This is a genomic window from Kitasatospora sp. NPDC056800 (assembly GCF_042789775.1).
Classification (GTDB): Bacteria; Actinomycetota; Actinomycetes; order Streptomycetales; family Streptomycetaceae; genus Kitasatospora.
The window spans coordinates 12,645-34,519 of the sequence record NZ_JBHUAL010000007.1; the positions used below are offsets into that span (position 1 = coordinate 12,645).

A 21,875-nucleotide genomic window follows, 5' to 3' on the forward strand; every position below is an offset into this window, starting at 1 on the left:
AAGGGACCCCGGGAGTGCTAGTCGTCGGGCGTCCGCGCTTGTCGCACGGACGGCTTGCCGTGACGACCCGGTCCTCACCCAGGGCACCCCGCCACGGACGGAGGGTTGCCGGACAGCCAGCTGGGGCTTCGCGCTGTCACTCATGACCTGGCGAAGACTCTAGGCCGGGTCCACCGGGTGGTCAAACGGGCATCCAGCATCCGGACAGCACGGGAGCCCGCACCGGCGTACCGGCACGGGCTCCCCAACTACCGCCTCAGGCCCGGCTGGTGGCCTCCGACCAGCGCCGCAGCAGGTCCTGCGCGGCACCGGAGTCGATCGCCTTCGCGGCCCGCTCCATGCCGGCCGCCAGCTGCTCGGTGAGCGGCGCGTCGCCCAGTTCCAGCGCGACCAGCGCCGCCGCCGTGTTCAGCAGGACGGCGTCCCGCACCGGCCCGTGCTCGCCGGCCAGCAGCCGCCGCGCGACCTCGGCGTTGTACGAGGCGTCCGCCCCGCGCAACGCCTCGATGCCGACCAGCTCGATGCCCACGTCCCGCGGGTCGAAGGTGGACTCGGTGACGACCCCGTCGCGCACCAGCCAGACCTGCGAGGTGGTGGTGATGGTCAGCTCGTCCAGCCCGTCGTCGCCGCGGAAGACCAGCGCGGTGGCGCCCCGCCGGGCCAGCACCCCGGCGATCAGCCCGGACAGCCGGGTGTCGAAGCAGCCGATGGCGTGCGCGGTGACCTTGGCCGGGTTGGTCAGCGGACCGAGGATGTTGAAGGCGGTCGGCACCCCGAGGTCGCGCCGCGCGGTGGCGGCGTGCCGCATCGAGGGGTGGAACTTCGCCGCGAAGCAGAAGGTCAGCCCGACCTCCTCGGCCACCTCGGCGACCCGCCGGGGGGAGAGGTCCAGCGCCACCCCGAGCTTCTCCAGCACGTCCGAGGAGCCGCTGGTCGAGGAGGCCGACCGGTTGCCGTGCTTGACCACCTTGGCGCCGGCGGCCGCCGCGACGATCGCCGACATGGTGGAGATGTTGACGGTCTTCGCCCGGTCCCCGCCGGTGCCGACGATGTCCACCGCCGGGCCGGGGATCTCCAGCGGCTCGGCGTGCGCGTACATCGCGTCGACCAGGCCGGCGATCTCCTCGACCGACTCGCCCTTGGCCCGCAGCGCGATCATGAACCCGGCCACCTGGACGGGGGACGCCTCGCCGCTCATGATCCGGTCCATCGCCCACGCGGTGGACGAGCGGTCGAGGTCCTCCCCCTGCAACAGTGCCGCCAGGAGGTCCGGCCAGGTGCGGACCACCTGCGCGGGGTCGCTACCGCCGTTCGCAGGGTTCACGTTCACCATGGCTGACTCCAGCTGTTGTCGGTTCCCCGCTCCGGGGACGTCCGTACGGATGGAGCCAGCCTATCGAGCGGAGCGCCCGCTTCTACCCCTGTCTTTCCTACTCCTGGCGCGGATTTCAGCGGACGGCCGGAGTCCGCTTCGCCAGCCGGTCCCGCAGCAGGGTGGCGACCGCCCCGGCCAGCGCCACCGGCTCCACCGGACGGGAGATCGCGGCGTCGGCCCGGCTCCAGGCGGCCAGCCAGGAGTCCTGCGGCCGGCCGATCAGCACCAGGACCGGCGGGCAGCCGTAGATCTCGTCCTTGAGCTGGCGCCCGAGGCCCAGCCCGCCGGCCGGAACGGCCTCGCCGTCCAGCACGCAGAGGTCCACTCCCCCCTTCTCCAGTGCCTTGAGCACCGCGGGGGTGGTCGCGCACTCCAGGTAGGACAGTTCCGGAAGGTCCTCGGCAGGGCGGCGGCCGAGCGCCGTCAGCACCTGCTCGCGGGTGTTGCGGTCGTCGCTGTAGACGAGGACGGTGAGCGTCTCATCGGTCGTGTACGCCATGGGCCCTGCTCCCTCAAGTGTGATCCGGACCACGTTCGCCTGATCCGGATGCTACTCCCGATCACCCTCCGCCGAGTCCCCCTCGCGCACGTTCCTCCTCAAGCCGCCGCGCCCCGGACTCACCCGCCTGGAGGACGGCCCGTCACCCGACCCCGCCCGGTCCACCCGTACGGCTCACCCGGACGCCCTCCCCCCTACCTCCCCCGGCTACTCCGACCGTGCACCGGCGCGCCGGGCAACGGGGTCCAGGCTCCTCCGAGGAACCATCAGAAAAGGGACACGCCGCTGCTCACCCCCCGTACGGACACCCCGTCGCCCCCCAAGCGGGCATACCGCACGCACCGGACACTCCGAGGGACACCCCCCGACGTGAAGACGGAATAAGGGACCGACATAATGTCCGTCGTGGCGACAGCAACAGCAGTAGAAACCGGGCACGCGCACGGATCGGTCAACCGGCCGAACATGGTCAGCGTCGGAACGATCGTCTGGCTCAGTTCCGAGTTGATGTTCTTCGCGGCCCTCTTCGCGATGTACTTCACGCTCCGCTCCGTCAAGGGGCCGGAGTTCTGGACCGAGAAGGCCCACGCCCTCAACGTGCCCTTCTCCTCGGTCAACACCACGATCCTGGTGCTCTCCTCGCTGACCTGTCAGCTCGGCGTGTTCGCCGCCGAGCGCGGAGACGTGAAGAAGCTCCGGGCGTGGTTCATCCTCACGTTCGCCATGGGCGCGATCTTCATCGGCGGCCAGGTCTTCGAGTACACCGAGCTGGTCAAGAAGGACGGCCTGTCGCTGTCCTCCGACCCGTACGGCACGGTGTTCTACCTGACCACCGGCTTCCACGGGCTGCACGTGACGGGTGGTCTGATCGCCTTCCTGCTGGTCCTGGGACGGACGTACGCAGCCAAGCGCTTCACGCACGAGCAGGCCACCGCCGCGATCGTCGTGTCGTACTACTGGCACTTCGTCGACGTCGTGTGGATCGGCCTGTTCGCGACCATCTACCTGATCAAGTAACCAGCTGATCAGGTCGCTGGCCACCGGCTGCGGCCCCCGCCCTCACCGGCGACGGGCCGCTTCTGCCGGTGCCGACGCTCCCACCGACCGACCGCGCGCGCAGCCCTAGACAGGCAGCCTCGTGCCGGCCAGACCGGCCGCCGGGTGCACCCACCAGTCGACCAGATCCTGACACCGGGGTTATTCCGTGAAAAAGCTCTCCGCACGACGGCGCCACCCATTGGCGGCGCTGGTCGTCCTACTTCTCGCCCTGGCGGCAACCGGGGGGCTGTACGCCGCGTTCGCGCCCGCCGACAAGGCGCAGGCCGACGTCGCCGCGCAGTCGCTCGCGATCGATGAGGGCAAGAAGCTCTTCGCCGTGGGCTGCTCCTCCTGCCACGGCCTGAACGGCCAGGGCAGCAGTGACGGTCCGAGCCTGGTCGGCGTCGGCTCCGCCGCTGTCGACTTCCAGGTCGGCACCGGCCGCATGCCGGCCCAGCAGCCCGGCGCCCAGGTCCCGCGCAAGAAGAACATCTACTCGCAGGCGGAGATCGACCAGCTCGCCGCCTTCGTCGCCTCCCTCGGTCCCGGCCCGGTGACCCCGACGGAGGAGCAGTTCACCTCGACCAACCCCGAGGACGTCTCCAAGGGTGGCGAGCTGTTCCGCACCAACTGCGCCCAGTGCCACAACTTCGCCGGCCAGGGTGGTGCCCTGACCAAGGGCAAGTACGCCCCCTCGCTGGAGGGCGTGGACGCCAAGCACATCTACGAGGCCATGCAGACCGGCCCGCAGAACATGCCGTCGTTCCCGGACACCACCATGCCCGAGGAGCAGAAGAAGCAGATCGTGGCCTTCGTCCGCCACACCACCAACGATGAGCCCAACCCCGGCGGTCTCACCCTGGGCAGCCTCGGTCCGGTGACCGAGGGTCTGTTCGGCTGGATCTTCGGCCTCGGCACGCTCATCGCGGTCGCGATCTGGGTCGCCGCCCACACCACCAAGGCCAAGAAGTCATGAGCCACGACATGTCAGAAGAGAAGCTCCCGGAGCCGCACGGCTCCGCCGGCGAGGTGGCCGACCACGGCAGCCCGTTCGCCGACCCGGGCCTGCCGGCCCACGAGCCCCGTCGCACCGACATCGACGAGAAGGCCGCGTCGCGTGCCGAGCGCCAGGTCTCGCTGATGTTCGTGGTCTCGATGCTCGCCACCGTCGGGTTCATCGCCTCGTACGTGGCCATCGACCCGGACAAGATCGTCTACATCTTCCCGCTCGGTCACGTCAGCGCGCTGAACTTCGCGCTCGGCCTGACCCTGGGCGTCGCGCTGTTCATGATCGGCGCGGGTGCGGTCCACTGGGCCCGCACGCTGATGTCGGACGTCGAGCTGCCCGCCGAGCGTCACCCGATCGAGGCCTCCGACGAGGTCCGCAACGACGTCATCGAGCAGTTCAAGACCGGTGCCGCCGAGTCCGGCTTCGGCCGCCGCAAGATGATCCGCAACACCCTGATCGGCTCCATGGCGCTGGTCCCGCTCTCCGGCGTGGTCCTGCTCCGTGACCTTGGCCCGCTTCCCGAGAAGAAGCTCAAGGAGACCGGTTGGAAGGAGGCGACCGAGACCAAGCCGCTGCAGCTCATCAACATGAACACCATGCAGCCGATGAAGCCCGAGGACATCATCGTCGGCTCGCTCACGTTCGCCATGCCGGAGGGCCTGTCCACGCACAGCGAGGACTTCCAGCAGCGGATCGCCAAGGACGCCCTGATGCTGGTCCGCATCGCGCCCGAGGACATCAAGGACGACAAGTCCAAGGAGCTGGGTTTCGAGGGCATCCTCGCCTACTCCAAGATCTGCACCCACGTCGGCTGCCCGATCAGCCTGTACGAGCAGCAGACCCACCACGCGCTCTGCCCCTGCCACCAGTCGACCTTCGACCTGGCGGACGGCGCCCGCGTGATCTTCGGCCCGGCCGGCCACCCGCTGCCGCAGCTGAAGATCATCACTGACGAGAAGGGCAACCTGGTCGCCACCGGCGACTTCGCGGAGCCCGTCGGCCCGAGCTACTGGGAGCGTGCTCGATGAGTAGCGCGAGCAGCACCACGACCGGTGCCGCCAAGCCCTCCAGCACGCGTGAAAAGCCCGCCAACAAGTGGGAAGCCGCGGCTGACTGGACTGACGGCCGGCTGGGGATCTACTCCCTCGCCAAGGCCAACCTGCGGAAGATCTTCCCGGACCACTGGTCCTTCATGCTGGGCGAGATCTGCCTCTACACGTTCGTCATCATCATCCTGACCGGTGTCTACCTGACGCTGTTCTTCAAGCCCTCGATGGCCGAGGTCGTCTACGACGGCTCGTACGTGCCGCTCAAGGGCATCCCGATGTCGGAGGCCTACGCCTCCACCGTGGACATCAGCTTCGAGGTCCGCGGCGGTCTGCTGATCCGGCAGATCCACCACTGGGCCGCCCTGGTCTTCGTGGCCGCGATGCTCGTCCACATGATGCGCGTGTTCTTCACCGGCGCGTTCCGCAAGCCGCGTGAGATCAACTGGGTCTTCGGCTTCCTGCTGCTGATCCTGGGCATGTTCGACGGCTTCTTCGGCTACTCCCTGCCGGACGACCTGCTGTCGGGCACCGGTATCCGCTTCATGGAAGGCGCGATCCTCGCCGTCCCGCTGATCGGCACCTACGTCCAGATGTTCCTGTTCGGGGGCGAGTTCCCCGGCCACGACATCGTGCCGCGGTTCTTCACCATCCACGTGCTGCTGATCCCGGGCATCATGCTCGGCCTGCTGGTGGCGCACCTGATCCTGGTCTTCTACCACAAGCACACCCAGTGGGCGGGCCCGGGCAAGACCGAGAAGAACGTCGTCGGCATGCCGCTGATGCCGGTCTACATGGCCAAGGCCGGTGGCTTCTTCTTCCTGGTGTTCGGCCTCATCGCCGTCATCTCGGCGATCGCCACGATCAACCCGATCTGGGCGTACGGCCCGTACCGTCCCGACCAGGTGTCCACGGACGCCCAGCCCGACTGGTACATGGGCTTCTCCGAGGGCCTGATCCGGATCATGCCCGGCTGGGAGATCAGCGTCTGGGGCGGCCACACCCTCAACCTGGGTGTCATGGTCCCGCTGGCGATCTTCCCGCTGGTCCTGGTCTCGATCGCGGCCTACCCGTTCATCGAGGGCTGGATCACCGGCGACAAGCGCGAGCACCACATCCTGGACCGCCCGCGCAACGCCCCGGTCCGCACCGCCCTGGGCGCCGCCTGGATCAGCCTCTACCTGATCCTGCTGATGGCCGGTGGCAACGACCTGTTCGCCACCCACCTGCACCTGTCGATCAACTCGGTCACCTACTTCGTCCGCGTCGGCTTCTTCGTCGTCCCGGTCGTCGTCTTCATCATCACCAAGCGCTGGTGCCTCGGCCTCCAGCGCCGTGACAAGGAGAAGGTGCTGCACGGCCGCGAGTCGGGCGTCATCAAGCGCCTGCCGCACGGCGAGTTCGTCGAGGTGCACACCCAGCTGCCGCAGAAGGACCTGTACAAGCTCACCGCGCACGACCAGAACCAGCCGGTCGAGCTGCCGGCCCAGACGGACGAGAACGGCGTGGCCCGCAAGGCCGGCGTCGTCACCCGCACCCGGGCCAAGCTCTCCCGCGGCTTCTACGGCGAGGGCAGCCAGATCCCCAAGCCGACCGCCGAGGAGCACCACGAGATCACCAGCGGCCACGGCCACCACTGATCCCGTAGGCACCACCGCGTCACCCCGAGGGCCGCTGACCAGAGTTCTGGTCGGCGGCCCTCGGGCTTTCCCGTACCCGCCGCCCGCGCCACCTGGAGCCCCCGTGCAGCTGTCCGTCGACCCCGCCTCGGCCACTCCCCCGTACGAGCAGATCCGCGCCCAGATCGCCGACCGGGCCCGCTCCGGCGAGCTGCCGACCGGGCTGCGGCTGCCCACCGTCCGCGCCCTGGCCGAGGAGCTGGGGCTGGCGGCCGGCACCGTCGCCCGGGCCTACCGCGAGCTGGAGGCGGACGGCGTGGTGGAGACCCACGGCCGGCGCGGCACGCTGATCGCCGCCACCGGGGACGCCGCGCACCGGCTGGCCGCCGAGGCCGCCGCCGAGTACGCCGCCCGGGCGAGCCGCCTGGGCGTCTCCCGCGCGGAGGCCCTGGCCGCCGTGGACACCGCCCTGCGGCTGGCCTACCCGCAGGGCTGAGGCGCCCCGGAGGGCGCCTCAGGGGGTCTCAGAGCTCGGGGCGGACCATCCCGGCGGCGGGGGCCTGGGAGGCCGGTGCGGTGGTGCTGACGGGCTGTCCGGAGGCGCTGTGCTTGACCCAGTCCGTCCAGGCGATGTTCCAGTCCCCGAAGCCGTTGCCGAAGGGCTCCATCCGGCCGCCGCGGCTGTTCACCACCGTCACCAGGTCCCCCACCCGGGTGTGCTGGAAGAACCACTCGGCGTTGCCGGTGCTCATGCCGGTACAGCCGTGGCTGACGTTCTCGACGCCCTGCGAGCCGACCGACCAGGGCGCCGCGTGGACGTACTCGCCGCTCCAGGTCACCCGGGTGGCCCACAGCACGTCGAGGTCGTAGGACTCCGTGCTGCCCGGCGCTATCCCGATCGTCTCGCCGTTCATCCGGACCGACCGCTCCTGGCCGAGCACCACCTTGACGCCGTTGCGGGTGTCGAAGCCGGGCTTGCCGGTGGTGACCGGGATGGTCCGCAGCGCCTCGCCGTCACGCTTCAGGGTGAGCTCGTGGGCGGCCGCGTCGATCACCGACTCCACCCGCTCGCCGATCCGCAGCTTCAGCGAGCTGCGGTCACCGCCGTACAGGCCGTCGGCGATCCGGCTGCCGGTGCCGTCGAAGGCCAGCGAGACGGTCGTCCCGGCCGGCCAGTAGTCCTCCGGACGGAAGTGCAGGTCCTTGTCGTCCACCCAGTACCAGGCGCCGGTGACGGCGGGCTGGGAGCCGACGGTCAGGGCGCGCTCGACCTCCTGGCGGGCCTGCGGGTCCTTCACCGCCTCGGAGAGCTCCACGGTGAGCGGCTGGCCCACCCCGTAGACGCCGCTGCCGGAGGAGTCCGGGCCGAGCTTGGCGGTGAGCAGGCGTTCGGCGGCGAGGGTGCTGAAGCTCGCGGTGGTGTCGCCGCGGCCGCCCTTGCCGTCGTCGGCGGAGATCCGCACCGTGTACGCGGTGGCGGCCTTCAGCCGGCCGGTGGTCTGCCAGCTGCGCTGGTCCTCGGCGAGCTTCCCGGCGACCACCCGGCCGTCCGGGCCGACCACGGTGACGTCGGTGAGCCGGCTGTCCTGGATGGCCGTCACGGTGACCGGCTGGGAGGGGTCGGCCTTGGCGTCCGCCGAGAGGTGGACCAGCGGGGCCGCGTCGACCCGGTGCGGTCCGACGGGCTCCTCGTCCCGGGCCGTGCAGCCGGCCAGCGGGGCCAGCACGGCGAGGGCCAGCGAGATGCCGCCGAGAGCTGCGATTCCGCGCCTGTCGGCCATGGCCGCCTCCGAAGGTTTCGCACGATTGATCAGATCGTAGGAACGCCCCCGGTGAAGCGACATCCGAGGGACATCCGGTTCACCCAGCTGAGTGAGGCCGTCATCCCGGGGACGCAGCGGCGTCCGGGAACGCGGCAGGGCCGGTCCCCCCGTACGGGAGGACCGGCCCTGGTGCACGAGCGCGAACCCTACTGGTTCTGGTTCTCGCCGCGGTAGAACTCGAAGACCCATCCGAAGATGCCGATCATGATGATCGGGGCGGCCCAGAACATCAGCCACCAGCCGAAGATCACGCCCAGGAAGGCGAGCGCGCCACCGAGCGCCAGCGAGAGCGGCTGCCAGCTGTGCGGGGCGAAGAAGCCCAGCTCGCCGGAGTCGTCCGCGACCTCGGCCTCGGGGTTGTCACCCGCGCCGCTGTCCACCCGGCGGGCGGTGAAGGCGAGGTAGTACCCGATGAAGGCGCACAGCGCGAAGGCCAGGAACAGCGCCGTGGTACCGGCGGCCTCCAGACCCGGGCCGTTGGTGTCGGAGTTGGTCCACAGGCCGTAGGTGATGGCCATGGCCAGCACGAAGACCGACAGGCCCAGGAAGATCTTTCCCTGTTCCTTCATCAGGCGTCGCCCTCCTTGTTGCCCTTGCCCAGCTTCGGGGCGTCGTACTTCGCCGGGGTCACGCCGGCGAGGTGCTTGGCCGGCTCACCGTGGTTCTCCAGGTAGTCCAGCGCGGCGATCTCCGGGTGGTGGAGGTCGAAGGCCGGGGATTCGGAGCGGATCCGCGGGAGGGTGAGGAAGTTGTGCCGCGGCGGCGGGCAGGAGGTCGCCCACTCCAGCGAGCGGCCGAAGCCCCACGGGTCGTCCACGGTGACCTTCTCGCCGTACTTGGCGGTCTTCCAGACGTTGTAGAGGAACGGCAGGATCGACAGGCCGAGCACGAAGGAGCCGATGGTCGAGACGGTGTTCAGGGTGGTGAAGCCGTCCGAGGCCAGGTAGTCGGCGTAGCGGCGGGGCATGCCCTCCGCGCCGAGCCAGTGCTGCACCAGGAAGGTGGTGTGGAAGCCGAAGAACAGCGTCCAGAAGGTGATCTTGCCGAGGCGCTCGTCCAGCATCTTGCCGGTCATCTTCGGCCACCAGAAGTGGAAGCCGGCGAACATCGCGAACACGACGGTGCCGAAGACCACGTAGTGGAAGTGGGCGACGACGAAGTACGAGTCCGAGACGTGGAAGTCGATCGGCGGGGAGGCCAGCAGGACACCGGTCAGACCACCGAAGAGGAAGGTGACCAGGAAGCCGACCGTCCAGAGCATCGGGGTCTCGAAGCTCAGCGAGCCCTTCCACATGGTGCCGACCCAGTTGAAGAACTTCACACCGGTCGGGACCGCGATCAGGAAGGTCATGAACGAGAAGAACGGCAGCAGTACCTGTCCGGTGACGTACATGTGGTGCGCCCACACCGTCACGGACAGACCGGCGATCGCGATGGTGGCCGCGATCAGGCCGGAGTAGCCGAACATCGGCTTGCGGCTGAAGACCGGGATGATCTCCGACACGATGCCGAAGAACGGCAGCGCGATGATGTACACCTCGGGGTGGCCGAAGAACCAGAACAGGTGCTGCCAGAGCATCGCCCCGCCGTTGGCCGGGTCGAAGACGTGGGCACCGAACTTGCGGTCCGCCTCCAGGGCGAACAGCGCGGCGGCCAGCACCGGGAAGGCCAGCAGGACCAGCACCGAGGTCAGCAGGACGTTCCAGACGAAGATCGACATCCGGAACATCGTCATGCCCGGAGCGCGCATGCAGATGATCGTGGTGATGAAGTTGACCGCACCGAGGATCGTGCCGAAGCCGGAGAAGGCCAGACCCATGATCCACATGTCGCCGCCGACGCCGGGCGAGTGCACCGCGTCGGACAGCGGGGAGTAGGCGAACCAACCGAAGTCGGCGGCGCCGTTCGGGGTCACGAAGCCGGCCACCGCGATGGTCGAGCCGAAGAGGTACAGCCAGTACGCGAACATGTTCAGACGCGGGAACGCCACGTCCGGTGCGCCGATCTGGAGCGGCATGATCCAGTTCGCGAAGCCGGCGAAGAGCGGCGTCGCGAACATCAGCAGCATGATCGTGCCGTGCATCGTGAACGCCTGGTTGAACTGCTCGTTCGACAGGATCTGGGTCCCGGGACGAGCCAGCTCGGCACGCATGACCAGGGCGAGGATGCCACCGATCAGGAAGAAGGCGAACGACGTGCCCAGGTACAGGGTGCCGATCGTCTTGTGGTCGGTGGTGGTCAGCCACTTGATGATGGTGGAACCCGGCTTCCGGGTCCGCTGCGCCCCGACCGTGACGGCATCGGCGCCCCCGCCGGCCGCGGCGGGCTCGTTGAGGATGGTCACTTCTCTTCACTTCCCATGCCGATGAGGCCGGAGGGCACCCAGCCGTTCTGGCCCTTGGCGCGAAGCTCGGCCAGGTGCTTGTCGTAGTCGGCGCGGTCGACGACCTTGACGTTGAACAGCATGCGCGAGTGGTCGACGCCGCAGAGCTCGGCGCACTTGCCCATGTACTCGCCCTTGACGGTCGGCGTGACCTCGAACTTGTTCACCACGCCCGGCACGACGTCCATCTTCATCATGAAGTTGACGGGCCAGAAGTCGTGGATGACGTCACGCGAGGTGAGGCGGAACTGCACCGACTCGTTGACCGGCAGCCACAGCGTCGGAACCTCCTTGGGGGTTCCGACGTCGTACGCGGCGTCCTTGTTGGCCGGGTCGGGGGTCTCGGTGTTCTCGTAGTTGAACGCCCAGCTCCACTGGAAGCCCACCACGTTGACGTAGTGCTGCGGCTTCTCGGAGGTGGCCGTCAGCTTCGACTCGTCGCGGGCGACGAAGTAGAAGAGGACCGAGACGATGATGATGGGGACCGCGGTGTAGAGCGCCTCGATGGGCACGTTGTACCGGGTCTGCGGGGGGACCTCCACACCGGTGCGCTTGCGCCGGTGGAAGATCACGCTCCAGATGATCAGACCCCACATCAGTACGCCGACCACCAGCGCCGCGATCCAGGAGCCCTGCCACATCTGGAGGACCATGGGCCCTTCCTTGGTGACGGGGCTCGGGAGGCCAAGCCTGGGGAGGTCGTTGGCCGAGCAGCCGGTGGCGGTCGCGATGACGAGGCCCAGTGCCAGCGCCTGAGGCAGCTTCCGCCGCATCGTGCGCCGCGGCGAGCGGTCGGAGCCGTTGGGACTCACGTAGCGCCTTCCCGAAGTCTCGCCCGCCTTCGCGTCGCCCCGGGGAGGAGTGTGAGCCTCCCCGGCGACCCGTCCACGGGCACGGTTTGAATGCTTATGCGGGCCAAACCCTACTCCAGCCTTATGCGCTCCTGACGGGCAGCCCCCGGTAACGCGCCGCCCGCTAGCCCGATCAGGCCCGGTGGGGGCTGCGCCGCAGGTCATCGTAGGCATTCGAGGTCCGTACGCCCGATCGGGGGATGACCTCGGGCGACACCCGTGACGGCCCGTCGGGCGCGGACGAAGCGGACATTCGGGATGATCGACTGACGGCGGGTGAGCCGCGCGACCGACCGGGGACGCGGCCGGGTGTGTCGTTAAATGTGACCGTGTACTTCGACGCGGCCTCGACGGCCCCTCTGCACCCCGTCGCCCGGCAGGCGCTGACCGCCGCCCTGGACGAGGGCTGGGCCGATCCGGCCCGGCTGTACCGCTCCGGCCGGCAGGCCCGGATGCTGCTGGACGCCGCCCGCGAGACGGTGGCCGCGGTGCTGGGCACCCGGGCGGACGAGATCTCCTTCACCGCGAGCGGCACCCAGGCCGTCCAGCTCGGCCTGCTGGGCGCGCTGGCCGGGAACCGGCGGCGCGGCGGCCACTTCGTGCACTCCGCGGTGGAGCACTCCAGCGTGCTGCACGTCGCCGAACGCCACGAAAGCGCCGGGGGCGAGGTGTCGGTGGCGCCGGTCGACCGGGGCGGCCGGGCCGACCCGGCGGCCTTCGCCGCGCTGCTGCGACCGGACACCGCGCTGGCCGCGCTGCAGAGCGCCAACCACGAGGTCGGGACGGTGCAGCCGGTCGGCGAGGTCGCCGCGCTGTGCGCCGGGGCCGGCGTCCCGCTGCTGGTGGACGCGGCGCAGAGCGCCGGTCGGGCGGACGTCCCGGCGGGCTGGTCGCTGCTGACCGCGAGCGCCCACAAGTGGGGCGGCCCGCCCGGGGTCGGGGTGCTGGCGGTCCGCAAGGGCGTCCGGTACGCCTCGCCGCTGCCGGCCGACGAGCGCGAGGGCGGCCGGGTGCCCGGCTACGTCAACGTCCCGGCGATCGTGGCCGCGGCCGCCTCGCTGCGCGCCGTCCGGGCCGAGGCCGAGCGGGAGAACGCCCGGCTGCACGCGCTGGTGGAGCGGATCCGCACCCGGGTGCCGAGGCTGGTGCCCGAGGTCGAGGTGGTCGGCGACCCGGTGCGGCGGCTGCCGCACATCGTCACCTTCTCCTGTCTGTACGTCGACGGGGAGGTGCTGCTGACCGAGCTGGATCGGGCGGGCTTCGCGGTCTCCTCCGGCTCCTCCTGCACCTCGTCCACGCTGACGCCCAGCCATGTGCTGGCGGCGATGGGGGTGCTCACCGAGGGGAACGTCCGGGTCTCGCTGCCGTACGGCACGGCCGAGGCGGACGTGGAGCGCTTCCTCGCGGTGCTGCCGGACCTGGTGGCCGGCGTCCGGGCGCCGCTCGGGCTGGACCTGCCGGCGCCGACGCCCACCGCGATCGGGGCTGCGCCCCGAGCCGAAGGGCGCGCCGGTGCCGAAAGCGAGGAGCGACAAGCGACCGACGGAGGAGGGAGTGCCGGAGCGAGGAGCGTCGGCGCCGGGTCAGAGCGCCCGGAGGCGAGCGGGCGGGTCACAGTGATCGACGCGCTGGGCAAGCGCTGCCCGCTGCCGGTGATCGAGCTGGCGAAGCGGATCGGCGAGGTGCCGCCGGGTGGCACGGTCGTCGTGCTGGCGGACGACGAGGCGGCCCGGCTGGACATCCCGGCCTGGTGCGGGATGCGCGGACAGGAGTACGCGGGCGAGGCCCCGGCCGCCGAGTACGGCGGCGACCGGGGCTCGGCCTACCTCGTCGTCCGGCGGACTACTTGACCAGGCGGGCGCTGATCTCGGTGGCCGCCTCGGCGCCGTAGGCCTCCTCGAAGCGCTTCAGGAAGGCGGCCGGGCGCAGCTCGTACTCCTGGGTGCCGACGGTCTCGATCACCAGGGTGGCGAGCATGCAGCCGATCTGGGCGGAGCGCTCCAGGTCGAGGTCCCAGGACAGGCCGGCCAGGAAGCCCGCGCGGAAGGCGTCGCCGACACCGGTCGGGTCGACCTTGGCCTCCTCCTTGGCGCAGCCGACCACGATCGGCGCCTCGCCCTTGCGCTCGATCCGGACGCCCTTGCTGCCCAGGGTGGTGATCCGGGTGCCGACGCGGGTGAGCAGCTCCTCGGCGCCCCAGCCGGTCTTGGTCTCGATCAGCGCGGCCTCGTACTCGTTGGTGAAGAGGTACGCGGCGCCGTCCACGATCTCGCGGATGTCCTCGCCCTCCAGGCGGGCCAGCTGCTGGGAGGGGTCGGCGGCGAAGGCGTAGCCGCGGGTGCGGCACTCCTGGGTGTGGCGGACCATGCCCTGCGGGTCGTCGGCTCCGACGAGGACGAGGTCCAGGCCGCCGACGCGGTCGGCGATCGGCTTCAGCTCGATGTTGCGGGCCTCGGCCATGGCACCGGTGTAGAACGAGGCGATCTGGTTGTGGTCCTCGTCCGTGGTGCACATGAAGCGCGCGGTGTGCCGGGTCTCGGAGATGTGGACGGAGTCGCAGTCCACGTTGTTGCGCTCCAGCCAGCTGCGGTACTCGGCGAAGTCCGCACCGGCGGCGCCGACCAGGACCGGGCGCAGGCCGAGCACACCCATGCCGAAGGCGATGTTCGGCGCGACGCCGCCGCGGCGGATGTCCAGGGTGTCGACCAGGAAGGACAGCGACACGGTGTGCAGCTGCTCGGCGACGAGCTGGTCGGCGAACCGGCCGGGGAACGTCATCAGGTGGTCGGTGGCGATCGAGCCGGCGACGGCGATACGCACGGGGGGTCTCCTCAGGGTGGCTGCGGGGCCAGCGGGCAGGCGGGGACGAACCCGCCTACGGTACCCGGCCCCGGGGAGCGCCCGGCAAGAGTGCCGCAAGTTGCCGCCCCACGGCCATGGTGGCACCCGTCGCCCTCCTCCGTGTACTACCTCCCGGTAGCACTGGTGGGCGGCCGGGCCCCTGCCTAGGGTCGGCCGTGGGGGGCCCGTCGTGCGGGCCCCGTCGTCGACCGCGGCAGCGTGGCCGCGGCCCTGGATCGGAGCGATACCGGATGATGACCGACCACTGTGCCCTGCCCGTCCTGCGGACCGAGGACGGCGAGACGCTCGACGCCCTGCTGGACTCCTCCCGGCGGCTGCGCCGGTTCTGGCCGCAGCTCGCGGCCGGCCCGGAGCCCGTCGCCCCCGCCTCGACCGGGTTCCGGGTGTCCTCCGGGGCCCAGCGGGTGGTCGCCGGGATGGCCGAGTACGGCTTCTGAGCCCGCGCCGGACCGAATCAGCCGCGCGCGGAACCGGATCCGACCGGAGCACGTCACATCCGCGCGGAGCGGCGAGGAGGCGGCACCGCTGAACCCTCGGGAGGATGTGCAGATGGATCTGGAGACGATGCCCCGGCGCGGTCGGCGAGCGGTGGCCCTGACGGGGCTGGTGCTGGCGGCGGTGGTGACGGTGGCCGGCTGTGGCAGCGGCGGCGGCAAGCCCGCCTCGGACGCGGCGACGAGCGGCTCGGCCGCCGCGTCCGCCTCGGCCAGTGCCTCGCCGCAGGCCCCGGCGGACTCCGTGAGCCCGTCCTCGGCGGCTCCGACCGGGAGTTCCTCCGGGGCCGCGCAGCCGGCCCAGCCGCCGACCGGCTTCACACCCAGCCCGGCCTCGCCCCCGCCCGGGCAGCCGGCCCCGGCCACTCCCCCGGGCAACGGGATCGCGGTGGGCGAGCCGAACCCGAACGGTTCGGACGCGCCCGTCCGTCCGCCGGTCGCCTACCGGGTGGACGGCACCACCAAGCTGACCGTCTACTTCTTCGGCGGGGTCTGCACCACGTACGCGCTGAAGGCGGACGAGTCGCAGCCGGGCCGGGTGGACGTGCTGGTCGTGCCGGGCCCGCCCACCGTCCAGCCGGGGCAGGTGTGCAACGCGCTGGCCAAGCGGCAGTCGGTCGCGGCCGACCTGCGCTCGCCGCTGGCCGGGCGGACGGTGGTCGACAGGACGAGCGGTCAGGAGCTGCCGCTGGAGGGCGACCCGCACATGGGGCCGGACCCGGTCACCCCGGACGTCGCCGGGCGGTAGGCGCCGCGGCGCCCGCGGGCGGAAACGGAAAGGCGGCCCCGGGGATCACCCCGGGGCCGCCTTCCGCAGCGGGCTTAGCTGAACGAGTCGCCGCAGGCGCAGGAGCCGGTGGCGTTCGGGTTGTCGATGGTGAAGCCCTGCTTCTCGATGGTGTCGACGAAGTCGACGGTGGCGCCGCCCAGGTACGGGGCGCTCATCCGGTCGGTGACGACCTTGACGCCGTCGAAGTCCTTGATCACGTCACCGTCGAGCGAGCGCTCGTCGAAGAACAGCTGGTAACGCAGGCCGGAGCAGCCACCGGGCTGGACGGCGACGCGCAGCGCGAGGTCCTCGCGGCCTTCCTGCTCCAGCAGGGCCTTGACCTTGGCCGCGGCGGCATCGGTGAGGAGGATGCCACTCTCGACGGTGGTCTCGTCCTGGACGGTCATCTGCTTTCTCCCGGTCTTGACGACGGTCTGCCGCCAGTGCCAACCAACGGCCGTCCGGTTTCATTTCCCGGGCGGCGATCGATTTCTGCGGCCTGTTCGCGGCTGGTTGTCCGTAGGCCGGGTGTGCCACCCGCGTCCCCTACGCTCCCCATGCTCGCACACCCCCGGAGGGCCGGTCACCGCCCGAGGCACGGATCCGGGTGAACGGGCCCCACGGCCGCCCGTCGGACGCCAGGATGGTCGGCATGATCCTTCGCCAGGTCAGGGACACCGCAGCGGACGCGGAGGTCGTCCGGGAACTGTCCTTCGCCGCGTTCGCCGCACCGCCGTCCGACGACCCCGCGCGGCCGACCCCGCTGCAGCTGGCCCGGACCAGGCACCTGGCGCGCACCGATCCCGGGGGCTGCTGGCTGGCGGAGAGCGGCGGGCAGGCGGTCGGGGTGGTGCTGTCGATGCGCCGCGAGGGCCTGTGGACGCCCTCGCTATTCGCCGTCCGGCCGTCCGCGCAGGGCCGGGGGGTGGGGCGGCTGCTGTTCGAACGGGCGATGGCGCACGCCCGGGGCTGCCTGCGCGGGATGGTCTGCGCCTCCGGCTCCCCGGCGGCGGCCCGCCGCTACCGGCTGGCCGGGTTCACCCTGCACCCGGCGATGCGGCTGACCGGGACGGTGGACCGGCAGGGGCTGATCGATCCGGGCGACATACCGGTGCACCGCGGCAACGCCACCCACCTGCACCTGCTGGACTCGGTGGACCGCCGGCTGCGCGGGTCCGCGCACGGGCCGGACCACGAGCTGATGCTCGGGCACTTCGAGGAGCTGCTGGTCGCGGACGCGCTGGCCGGCAGCGGCTACTGCTACCGGGACGGCGGCACGGTGCGGCTGCTGGCGGCCACCAGCAAGCGGATCGGGGCCCGGCTGCTGCGCGAGGCGCTGGCCCGGGTGCCGGACGGGGCCGAGGCGCGGGTGGAGTACCTGACCGCGGAGCAGGAGTGGGCGCTGGACGTCGGGCTGGAGGTCGGGCTGACGCCGGAGACCGGCGGCTTCGTCGGGGTGCGCGGGATGCGGCCGCCGGCGCCGTACCTGCCGAACGGGGCGTTCCTGTAGACGGGCACGCGTACGGCCCCCTCCGGAGCGCTCCGGAGGGGGCCGTACGGACGTCAGGGGGCTCAGACCATGGTGTCCAGGATCTCCTTGACCATCTCCATGGTGGTGCCCGGGTGCAGGAAGGCGAAGCGGGCGACCGTCTCGCCGTCCCAGCCGGTGGGGGTGACGAAGCCGATCTGGTCCGCGAGCAGCTGCTGCGACCAGCGGTAGTAGTCGTCGTTGGTCCAGCCCCTGCGCTTGAAGCAGACCGCCGAGAGCTGCGGGTCGAACAGCAGCTCCAGGTGCTCGCTCTCGCGGATCAGCTGGGCCGTCTCCCGGGCCAGGGTGAGGCCGGCCTCGATGGCGTCGGTGTAGGCCTGGACGCCGTGGACGGCCAGCGAGAACCAGAGCGGCAGGCCGCGGGCGCGCCGGGTCAGGTGGTAGGCGTAGTCGGTGGGGTTCCACTCGTCGCCCTCGGTGTGCAGGACGTCCAGGTAGGAGGCGTCCTGGGTGTGCACGGCGCGGGCGAGCTGCGGGTTGCGGTAGATCAGCGCGGCGCAGTCGAAGGGGGCGAACAGCCACTTGTGCGGGTCGACCACGAAGGAGTCGGCGTGCTCGATGCCGTTGTAGCGCTCGCGCACCGAGGGGGCGAACAGGCCGGCGCCGCCGTAGGCGCCGTCCACGTGGAACCAGAGGTCGCGCTCGCGGGCGACCTCGGCCAGGCCGGCCAGGTCGTCGACGATGCCCTCGTTGGTGGTGCCGGCGGTGCCGACGACGGCGATCACCGTCTCCGGGTCGGGGTCGGCGGCCAGGGCGGCGCGCAGCGCCTCGCCGGTGAACCGCCGGTTGACGGTCGGGACCTTGAAGGCCTCGACGCCGATGATGTTGAAGGTGTTCTTGACCGAGGAGTGCACCTGGTCGGCGACGGCTATCCGCAGCCGGGCCTCCGGGCCGACACCCAGCTTGCGGCGGGCGGTGTCGCGGGCGACCACCAGGGCGGAGAGGTTGCCCGCCGAGCCGCCGGACACGAAGCAGCCGCCGGCCGACTGGGGCAGGCCCGCGCGGTCGGCGATCAGGCGCAGCACCTGGTTCTCGGCGGCGATCGCGCCGGCCGCCTCCAGCCAGGAGATGCCCTGGAGGGAGGCGCAGGAGACGACCATGTCGAACAGCAGCGCGGCCTTGGTCGGGGCGCACGGGATGAAGGACAGGTAGCGGGGGCTGTCGGCGGAGATGACCGCCCGGGACAGCTCGTGGTCGTAGAGCTTGAGCACGTCGACCGGGTTGTTGCCGTCCTGGTTCAGCAGGCCGGCCAGCTGGGTGCGCAGGTGCTCGCCGTCACCGGGGTGGTCGAGCGGGACGGGGTCGTACTGCAGCCGCTCCCGCATGTAGTCGAAAACCAGGTCGACCAGCTCGTTGTCGGGCCGGTGCATGCGGTCGGGTGCTGCGGACACGGCGGTCCCTCTCGGCGTGGGGGTGTCGGGGGGCGTCCGGTCGGCGGGACGCTTCACCGCGACGACCGGACGTGATCAGCGTAGGCAGCACCGGGCCCTCCCCGCGCGTCGGAACGCGGCTGGTCAGGCAGGTTTCGGGCGTCTTCGGGCGGGTCCGCGCAGGATTCCTGCGTACGGTCCGGGGGCGGCCGGCGGGCGGTCAGCCGATGAGCTGGGAGAGGACCACCGAGGAGCGGCTGCGCTGCACTCCGGGCTCGCGCCGGATGCGCTCGATGACGGCCTCCAGGTGGCGCATGTCGGCGGCCCGCAGGTGCACCAGGGCGTCCGGGTCGCCGGTGACCGTCCAGGCGGCGACCACCTCGGGGAACTGCCGCAGGCTGGCGAGGATCTCCTCGGGGGCGGTGCGCTCGCGGCAGTAGACCTCGACGAAGGCCTCGGTCTGCCAGCCCAGCACGGACGGGTCGAGCACCACGGTGAAGCCCCGCACCACGCCGCGCGCCCGCAGCCGGTCGATCCGCCGGCGCACGGCGGTGGCGGAGAGGTTCACCTGCAGCCCGATCTCGGCGTACGAGGCGCGGCCGTCGCTGCCGAGCCGGGCGAGCAGGAGCCGGTCGGTCTCGTCCAGGTCGGCCCCGACCACCTCGTGCGCTCGGCTGCTGGTCATGGGTGAGGGGCTCCACGGGTCGTACGGGGGGTTCGGCGGGGCGCTCCGGCGGTGGGCTGCCACTGCCGAAACGGTTCGCCACCATTCTGGCGGATGACCTGGACGAGTTCACCGCCGTCGGATGACGGGCGGGCGGCCGTCACGGGACGAGCAGCACGATCTTCCCCCGGGTGCGGCCCTCGGCGCTGAGCGCCTGGGCGGAGGCGGCCTGGGCCAGCGGGAAGGTGGAGGCGACGGTGACGGTCAGCCGGCCGTCGTCGGCGAGCGCGGCCAGCTCGGCGAGGTCGTCGGCGTCCGGGCGGACCCAGACGTACCGGCCGCCGAGCGCCTTGACCCCGTAGTCGGTGATCGAGGCGATCCGGCCCGGGTCCGCCACCAGGCCGGCCGAGAGCTGGACGGCGCCGTGGCCGACCAGGTCGAGGGCGGCGTCCACCCCGTCGGGGGCGAGCGCGCGGACCCGGTCGGCCAGGCCCTCGCCGTACACCACCGGCTCGGCGCCGAGGCCGCGCAGGAAGTCGTGGTTGCGCTCGGCCGCGGTGCCGATCACCCGGGCGCCGCGGGCCCGGGCCACCTGCACCGCCAGGTGGCCGACCCCGCCCGCGGCGGCGTGCACCAGGACGGTCTCCCCCTCGGCGAGGCGCAGCGCCCGCAGGCCCTGCAGGGCGGTGAGCCCGGCCAGCGGCAGGCCGCCGGCCTGCGCCCAGTCCAGCGCGGCCGGTTTGCGGGCCAGGGTGCGGACCGGCGCGGAGACCAGTTCGGCGTAGGTGCCGTGCTCGACGGCGTCCTTGCGGACGTAGCCGTACACCTCGTCGCCCGGGGCGAACTCGGTGATCCCGCCGCCGACCGCGCGGACCACGCCGGCCACGTCCCAGCCCATGACCAGCGGGAAGTGCGCGTCGAGGATGCCGTCCAGGGCGCCGTCCCGGACCTTCCAGTCCACCGGGTTCACCCCGGCCGCCCGGACCTCGACCAGTACGGAGTCGGGCCCGACCTTGGGGTCGGGCAGGTCGGTGTACTCGACCACCTCGGGGCCGCCGTAGCGGTTGATCGCGATTGCTTTCATGGGCTCAGCCATACCCGTCGGCTTCGAAGTATCGATTCGGCCACGCCCGGAAGCATCCGATTCGACGAGCGGTTCTCGTCACATCGACAGGATGGCCATCGTCACTCTGACGCTAAGCGGTTAGAATAGATAGCGTCAGTTAGACGAAAAGGCCCCACCGCTAGCTCGGCCGCACAGAAGGGCACCCGCCCGTGACCACCACCATCACCGAGACCCACGGCGTCGACCCCACTCCGACGCCGCTCGCTCTGCTGCTGCTCGGCCGCGAGGCCGACCCGAACAGCGAGCGCGGCGTCGAATGCCCCGGTGACCTCCCCCCGGCCTCCGACCCCCACCTCGTCGAGCGCGCCCGCGCGGCCAAGGCCGCGCTCGGCGACCGCGTCTTCATCCTCGGCCACCACTACCAGCGCGACGAGGTGATCGAGTTCGCCGACGTCACCGGCGACTCCTTCAAGCTCGCCCGCGACGCGGCCGCCCGCCCCGAGGCCGAGTACATCGTCTTCTGCGGCGTGCACTTCATGGCCGAGTCCGCGGACATCCTCACCAGCGACCGCCAGCAGGTCGTCCTGCCGGACCTCGCGGCCGGCTGCTCGATGGCCGACATGGCCACCGCCGAGCAGGTCGCCGAGTGCTGGGACGTGCTGACCGACGCCGGCATAGCCGACGCCACCGTCCCGGTCTCGTACATGAACTCCTCCGCCGACATCAAGGCCTTCACCGGCCGGCACGGCGGCCTCATCTGCACCTCCTCCAACGCCAAGCGCGCCCTGGAGTGGGCCTTCGAGCAGGGGCAGAAGGTGCTCTTCCTGCCCGACCAGCACCTCGGCCGCAACACCGCCGTACGGGACATGGGCTTCTCGCTGGACGACTGCGTCGTCTACAACCCGCACCGGCCGAACGGCGGCCTGACCGCCGAGCAGCTGCGGGACGCCAAGATGATCCTCTGGCGCGGCCACTGCTCGGTGCACGGCCGGTTCAGCCTGGACTCGGTGAACGACGTCCGCGAGCGGATCCCCGGCGTGAACGTCCTGGTGCACCCCGAGTGCAAGCACGAGGTCGTCGCGGCCGCCGACATGGTGGGCTCGACCGAGTACATCATCAAGGCGCTGGACGCCGCCGAGCCCGGCTCCAAGTGGGCCATCGGCACCGAGCTGAACCTGGTCCGCCGCCTGGCCAAGGCGCACCCGGACAAGGAGATCGTCTTCCTGGACCGGGCGGTCTGCTTCTGCTCGACCATGAACCGGATCGACCTGCCGCACCTGGTCTGGGCGCTGGAGTCGCTGGTCGAGGGCCGGGTGCCGAACGTGATCACCGTCGACCCGGAGACCGAGACGTACGCCAAGGCGGCGCTGGACCGGATGCTGGCCCTGCCGTAGCCGTCCGCGGACAACAGCCGAAGGGCGGGCCCCCTCCGTGGTGGAGGGGGCCCGCCCTTTCGTC

The 21,875-nt window shown here is 71.2% G+C and carries 21 protein-coding genes and 1 riboswitch; of the genes, 10 read left to right on the forward strand and 11 right to left on the reverse strand.

The genetic code is table 11. The features are described 5' to 3' along the window. Positions 1-29: 29 nt before the first annotated feature. Positions 30-148: riboswitch (SAM riboswitch) on the reverse strand. Between the two features lie 108 nt (positions 149-256). Both trpD and ACFRQN_RS03050 read right to left on the reverse strand, forming a co-directional pair. After that, complete coding sequence (trpD, locus tag ACFRQN_RS03045; RefSeq protein ID WP_107086441.1) at positions 257-1,333, reverse strand: anthranilate phosphoribosyltransferase; 1,077 nt, start codon at positions 1,331-1,333, stop codon at positions 257-259. A 115-nt stretch (positions 1,334-1,448) separates the two neighbouring features. Next, positions 1,449-1,874 carry a hypothetical protein gene (locus ACFRQN_RS03050; protein WP_049651834.1) on the reverse strand — a complete coding sequence of 142 codons (426 nt, stop codon included), beginning with the start codon at positions 1,872-1,874 and terminating at the stop codon, positions 1,449-1,451. Between the two features lie 396 nt (positions 1,875-2,270). Here ACFRQN_RS03050 and ACFRQN_RS03055 point away from each other — a divergent pair, with 396 nt between their 5' ends. The 5 genes from ACFRQN_RS03055 to ACFRQN_RS03075 all read left to right on the forward strand — a co-directional run bounded on the left by ACFRQN_RS03055 (position 2,271) and on the right by ACFRQN_RS03075 (position 7,082). Then, the gene (locus ACFRQN_RS03055; RefSeq protein ID WP_380737799.1) at positions 2,271-2,891 is read left to right on the forward strand and encodes a heme-copper oxidase subunit III; all 621 of its coding nucleotides are present in this window, start codon (positions 2,271-2,273) and stop codon (positions 2,889-2,891) included. A 187-nt stretch (positions 2,892-3,078) separates the two neighbouring features. Then, complete coding sequence (locus ACFRQN_RS03060) at positions 3,079-3,888, forward strand: c-type cytochrome (RefSeq protein ID WP_049651836.1); 810 nt, start codon at positions 3,079-3,081, stop codon at positions 3,886-3,888. An 8-nt stretch (positions 3,889-3,896) separates the two neighbouring features. Next, positions 3,897-4,949, forward strand: coding sequence for a ubiquinol-cytochrome c reductase iron-sulfur subunit (locus ACFRQN_RS03065; protein ID WP_049651837.1), 1,053 nt, complete (start codon positions 3,897-3,899; stop codon positions 4,947-4,949). After that, positions 4,946-6,607: a ubiquinol-cytochrome c reductase cytochrome b subunit gene (locus ACFRQN_RS03070; protein ID WP_074000891.1), complete on the forward strand. Its 1,662-nt coding sequence runs from the start codon at positions 4,946-4,948 to the stop codon at positions 6,605-6,607. The genes ACFRQN_RS03065 and ACFRQN_RS03070 overlap by 4 nt, the downstream gene beginning before the upstream one ends. A gap of 103 nt (positions 6,608-6,710) precedes the next feature. After that, positions 6,711-7,082, forward strand: a complete 372-nt coding sequence (locus ACFRQN_RS03075; RefSeq protein WP_074000890.1) for a GntR family transcriptional regulator — start codon at positions 6,711-6,713, stop codon at positions 7,080-7,082. A gap of 28 nt (positions 7,083-7,110) precedes the next feature. Here the strand turns inward: ACFRQN_RS03075 and ACFRQN_RS03080 are convergent, their stop codons facing one another. From ACFRQN_RS03080 to coxB, 4 genes are all read right to left on the reverse strand, one after another. Then, on the reverse strand, positions 7,111-8,367 hold the full coding sequence (locus ACFRQN_RS03080; protein WP_380737801.1) for an Ig-like domain-containing protein: 1,257 nt from the start codon (positions 8,365-8,367) through the stop codon (positions 7,111-7,113). A gap of 188 nt (positions 8,368-8,555) precedes the next feature. Beyond that, positions 8,556-8,978 (reverse strand): cytochrome c oxidase subunit 4, encoded by a 423-nt coding sequence (locus ACFRQN_RS03085; RefSeq protein ID WP_049651840.1) that lies wholly within the window; start codon positions 8,976-8,978, stop codon positions 8,556-8,558. Then, the gene (gene ctaD, locus ACFRQN_RS03090; RefSeq protein WP_074000888.1) at positions 8,978-10,753 is read right to left on the reverse strand and encodes a cytochrome c oxidase subunit I; all 1,776 of its coding nucleotides are present in this window, start codon (positions 10,751-10,753) and stop codon (positions 8,978-8,980) included. The genes ACFRQN_RS03085 and ctaD overlap by 1 nt, the downstream gene beginning before the upstream one ends. Beyond that, positions 10,750-11,604, reverse strand: a complete 855-nt coding sequence (coxB, locus tag ACFRQN_RS03095) for a cytochrome c oxidase subunit II (RefSeq protein ID WP_049651842.1) — start codon at positions 11,602-11,604, stop codon at positions 10,750-10,752. Before coxB ends, ctaD begins: the two co-directional genes overlap by 4 nt. Positions 11,605-11,972: 368 nt before the next feature. Here coxB and ACFRQN_RS03100 point away from each other — a divergent pair, with 368 nt between their 5' ends. Then, complete coding sequence (locus ACFRQN_RS03100; RefSeq protein ID WP_380737803.1) at positions 11,973-13,493, forward strand: cysteine desulfurase/sulfurtransferase TusA family protein; 1,521 nt, start codon at positions 11,973-11,975, stop codon at positions 13,491-13,493. Here ACFRQN_RS03100 and ACFRQN_RS03105 read toward each other — a convergent pair. Continuing rightward, positions 13,486-14,463 carry a carbohydrate kinase family protein gene (locus ACFRQN_RS03105; protein WP_049651843.1) on the reverse strand — a complete coding sequence of 326 codons (978 nt, stop codon included), beginning with the start codon at positions 14,461-14,463 and terminating at the stop codon, positions 13,486-13,488. The two genes, ACFRQN_RS03100 and ACFRQN_RS03105, sit on opposite strands and share 8 nt — an antisense overlap. 272 nt (positions 14,464-14,735) lie before the next feature. Between ACFRQN_RS03105 and ACFRQN_RS03110 the strand changes: the two genes are divergently transcribed. Both ACFRQN_RS03110 and ACFRQN_RS03115 read left to right on the forward strand, forming a co-directional pair. Further along, positions 14,736-14,942 (forward strand): hypothetical protein, encoded by a 207-nt coding sequence (locus ACFRQN_RS03110; RefSeq protein ID WP_049651844.1) that lies wholly within the window; start codon positions 14,736-14,738, stop codon positions 14,940-14,942. 112 nt (positions 14,943-15,054) lie between these two features. After that, positions 15,055-15,747, forward strand: a complete 693-nt coding sequence (locus ACFRQN_RS03115) for a hypothetical protein (protein WP_380737805.1) — start codon at positions 15,055-15,057, stop codon at positions 15,745-15,747. A 74-nt stretch (positions 15,748-15,821) separates the two neighbouring features. Here ACFRQN_RS03115 and erpA read toward each other — a convergent pair whose 3' ends face one another. After that, a complete protein-coding gene (gene erpA, locus ACFRQN_RS03120) occupies positions 15,822-16,175 on the reverse strand; it encodes an iron-sulfur cluster insertion protein ErpA (protein ID WP_049651846.1) in 354 nt (117 codons plus the stop codon). 245 nt (positions 16,176-16,420) lie between these two features. On the opposite strand from erpA, the gene ACFRQN_RS03125 reads away from it, so the two are divergent. Beyond that, positions 16,421-17,278 (forward strand): GNAT family N-acetyltransferase, encoded by an 858-nt coding sequence (locus ACFRQN_RS03125; RefSeq protein WP_380737807.1) that lies wholly within the window; start codon positions 16,421-16,423, stop codon positions 17,276-17,278. A 62-nt stretch (positions 17,279-17,340) separates the two neighbouring features. On the opposite strand, the gene ACFRQN_RS03130 is transcribed toward ACFRQN_RS03125, so the two are convergent. From ACFRQN_RS03130 to ACFRQN_RS03140, 3 genes are all read right to left on the reverse strand, one after another. Further along, the gene (locus tag ACFRQN_RS03130; RefSeq protein ID WP_107086443.1) at positions 17,341-18,708 is read right to left on the reverse strand and encodes a pyridoxal-dependent decarboxylase; all 1,368 of its coding nucleotides are present in this window, start codon (positions 18,706-18,708) and stop codon (positions 17,341-17,343) included. Between the two features lie 199 nt (positions 18,709-18,907). Further along, positions 18,908-19,372 (reverse strand): Lrp/AsnC family transcriptional regulator, encoded by a 465-nt coding sequence (locus tag ACFRQN_RS03135; RefSeq protein ID WP_049651848.1) that lies wholly within the window; start codon positions 19,370-19,372, stop codon positions 18,908-18,910. A gap of 139 nt (positions 19,373-19,511) precedes the next feature. Then, positions 19,512-20,435: an NADP-dependent oxidoreductase gene (locus ACFRQN_RS03140; protein ID WP_074000885.1), complete on the reverse strand. Its 924-nt coding sequence runs from the start codon at positions 20,433-20,435 to the stop codon at positions 19,512-19,514. Between the two features lie 191 nt (positions 20,436-20,626). Here ACFRQN_RS03140 and nadA point away from each other — a divergent pair, with 191 nt between their 5' ends. Next, positions 20,627-21,811, forward strand: coding sequence for a quinolinate synthase NadA (gene nadA, locus ACFRQN_RS03145; protein ID WP_375874022.1), 1,185 nt, complete (start codon positions 20,627-20,629; stop codon positions 21,809-21,811). Positions 21,812-21,875: the final 64 nt, after the last annotated feature.

Coding starts and splice junctions, on each gene's coding strand:
- ACFRQN_RS03080 (WP_380737801.1), bottom strand. CDS start 8,367: ATGGCCGACAGGCGCGGAATCGCAGCTCTCGGCGGCATCTCGCTGGCC.
- ACFRQN_RS03055 (WP_380737799.1), top strand. CDS start 2,271: ATGTCCGTCGTGGCGACAGCAACAGCAGTAGAAACCGGGCACGCGCAC.
- ACFRQN_RS03050 (WP_049651834.1), bottom strand. CDS start 1,874: ATGGCGTACACGACCGATGAGACGCTCACCGTCCTCGTCTACAGCGAC.
- ACFRQN_RS03065 (WP_049651837.1), top strand. CDS start 3,897: ATGTCAGAAGAGAAGCTCCCGGAGCCGCACGGCTCCGCCGGCGAGGTG.
- trpD (WP_107086441.1), bottom strand. CDS start 1,333: ATGGTGAACGTGAACCCTGCGAACGGCGGTAGCGACCCCGCGCAGGTG.
- ACFRQN_RS03115 (WP_380737805.1), top strand. CDS start 15,055: ATGGATCTGGAGACGATGCCCCGGCGCGGTCGGCGAGCGGTGGCCCTG.
- ACFRQN_RS03085 (WP_049651840.1), bottom strand. CDS start 8,978: ATGAAGGAACAGGGAAAGATCTTCCTGGGCCTGTCGGTCTTCGTGCTG.
- ACFRQN_RS03135 (WP_049651848.1), bottom strand. CDS start 19,372: ATGACCAGCAGCCGAGCGCACGAGGTGGTCGGGGCCGACCTGGACGAG.
- ACFRQN_RS03140 (WP_074000885.1), bottom strand. CDS start 20,435: ATGAAAGCAATCGCGATCAACCGCTACGGCGGCCCCGAGGTGGTCGAG.
- ACFRQN_RS03125 (WP_380737807.1), top strand. CDS start 16,421: ATGATCCTTCGCCAGGTCAGGGACACCGCAGCGGACGCGGAGGTCGTC.
- ACFRQN_RS03070 (WP_074000891.1), top strand. CDS start 4,946: ATGAGTAGCGCGAGCAGCACCACGACCGGTGCCGCCAAGCCCTCCAGC.
- ACFRQN_RS03110 (WP_049651844.1), top strand. CDS start 14,736: ATGATGACCGACCACTGTGCCCTGCCCGTCCTGCGGACCGAGGACGGC.
- erpA (WP_049651846.1), bottom strand. CDS start 16,175: ATGACCGTCCAGGACGAGACCACCGTCGAGAGTGGCATCCTCCTCACC.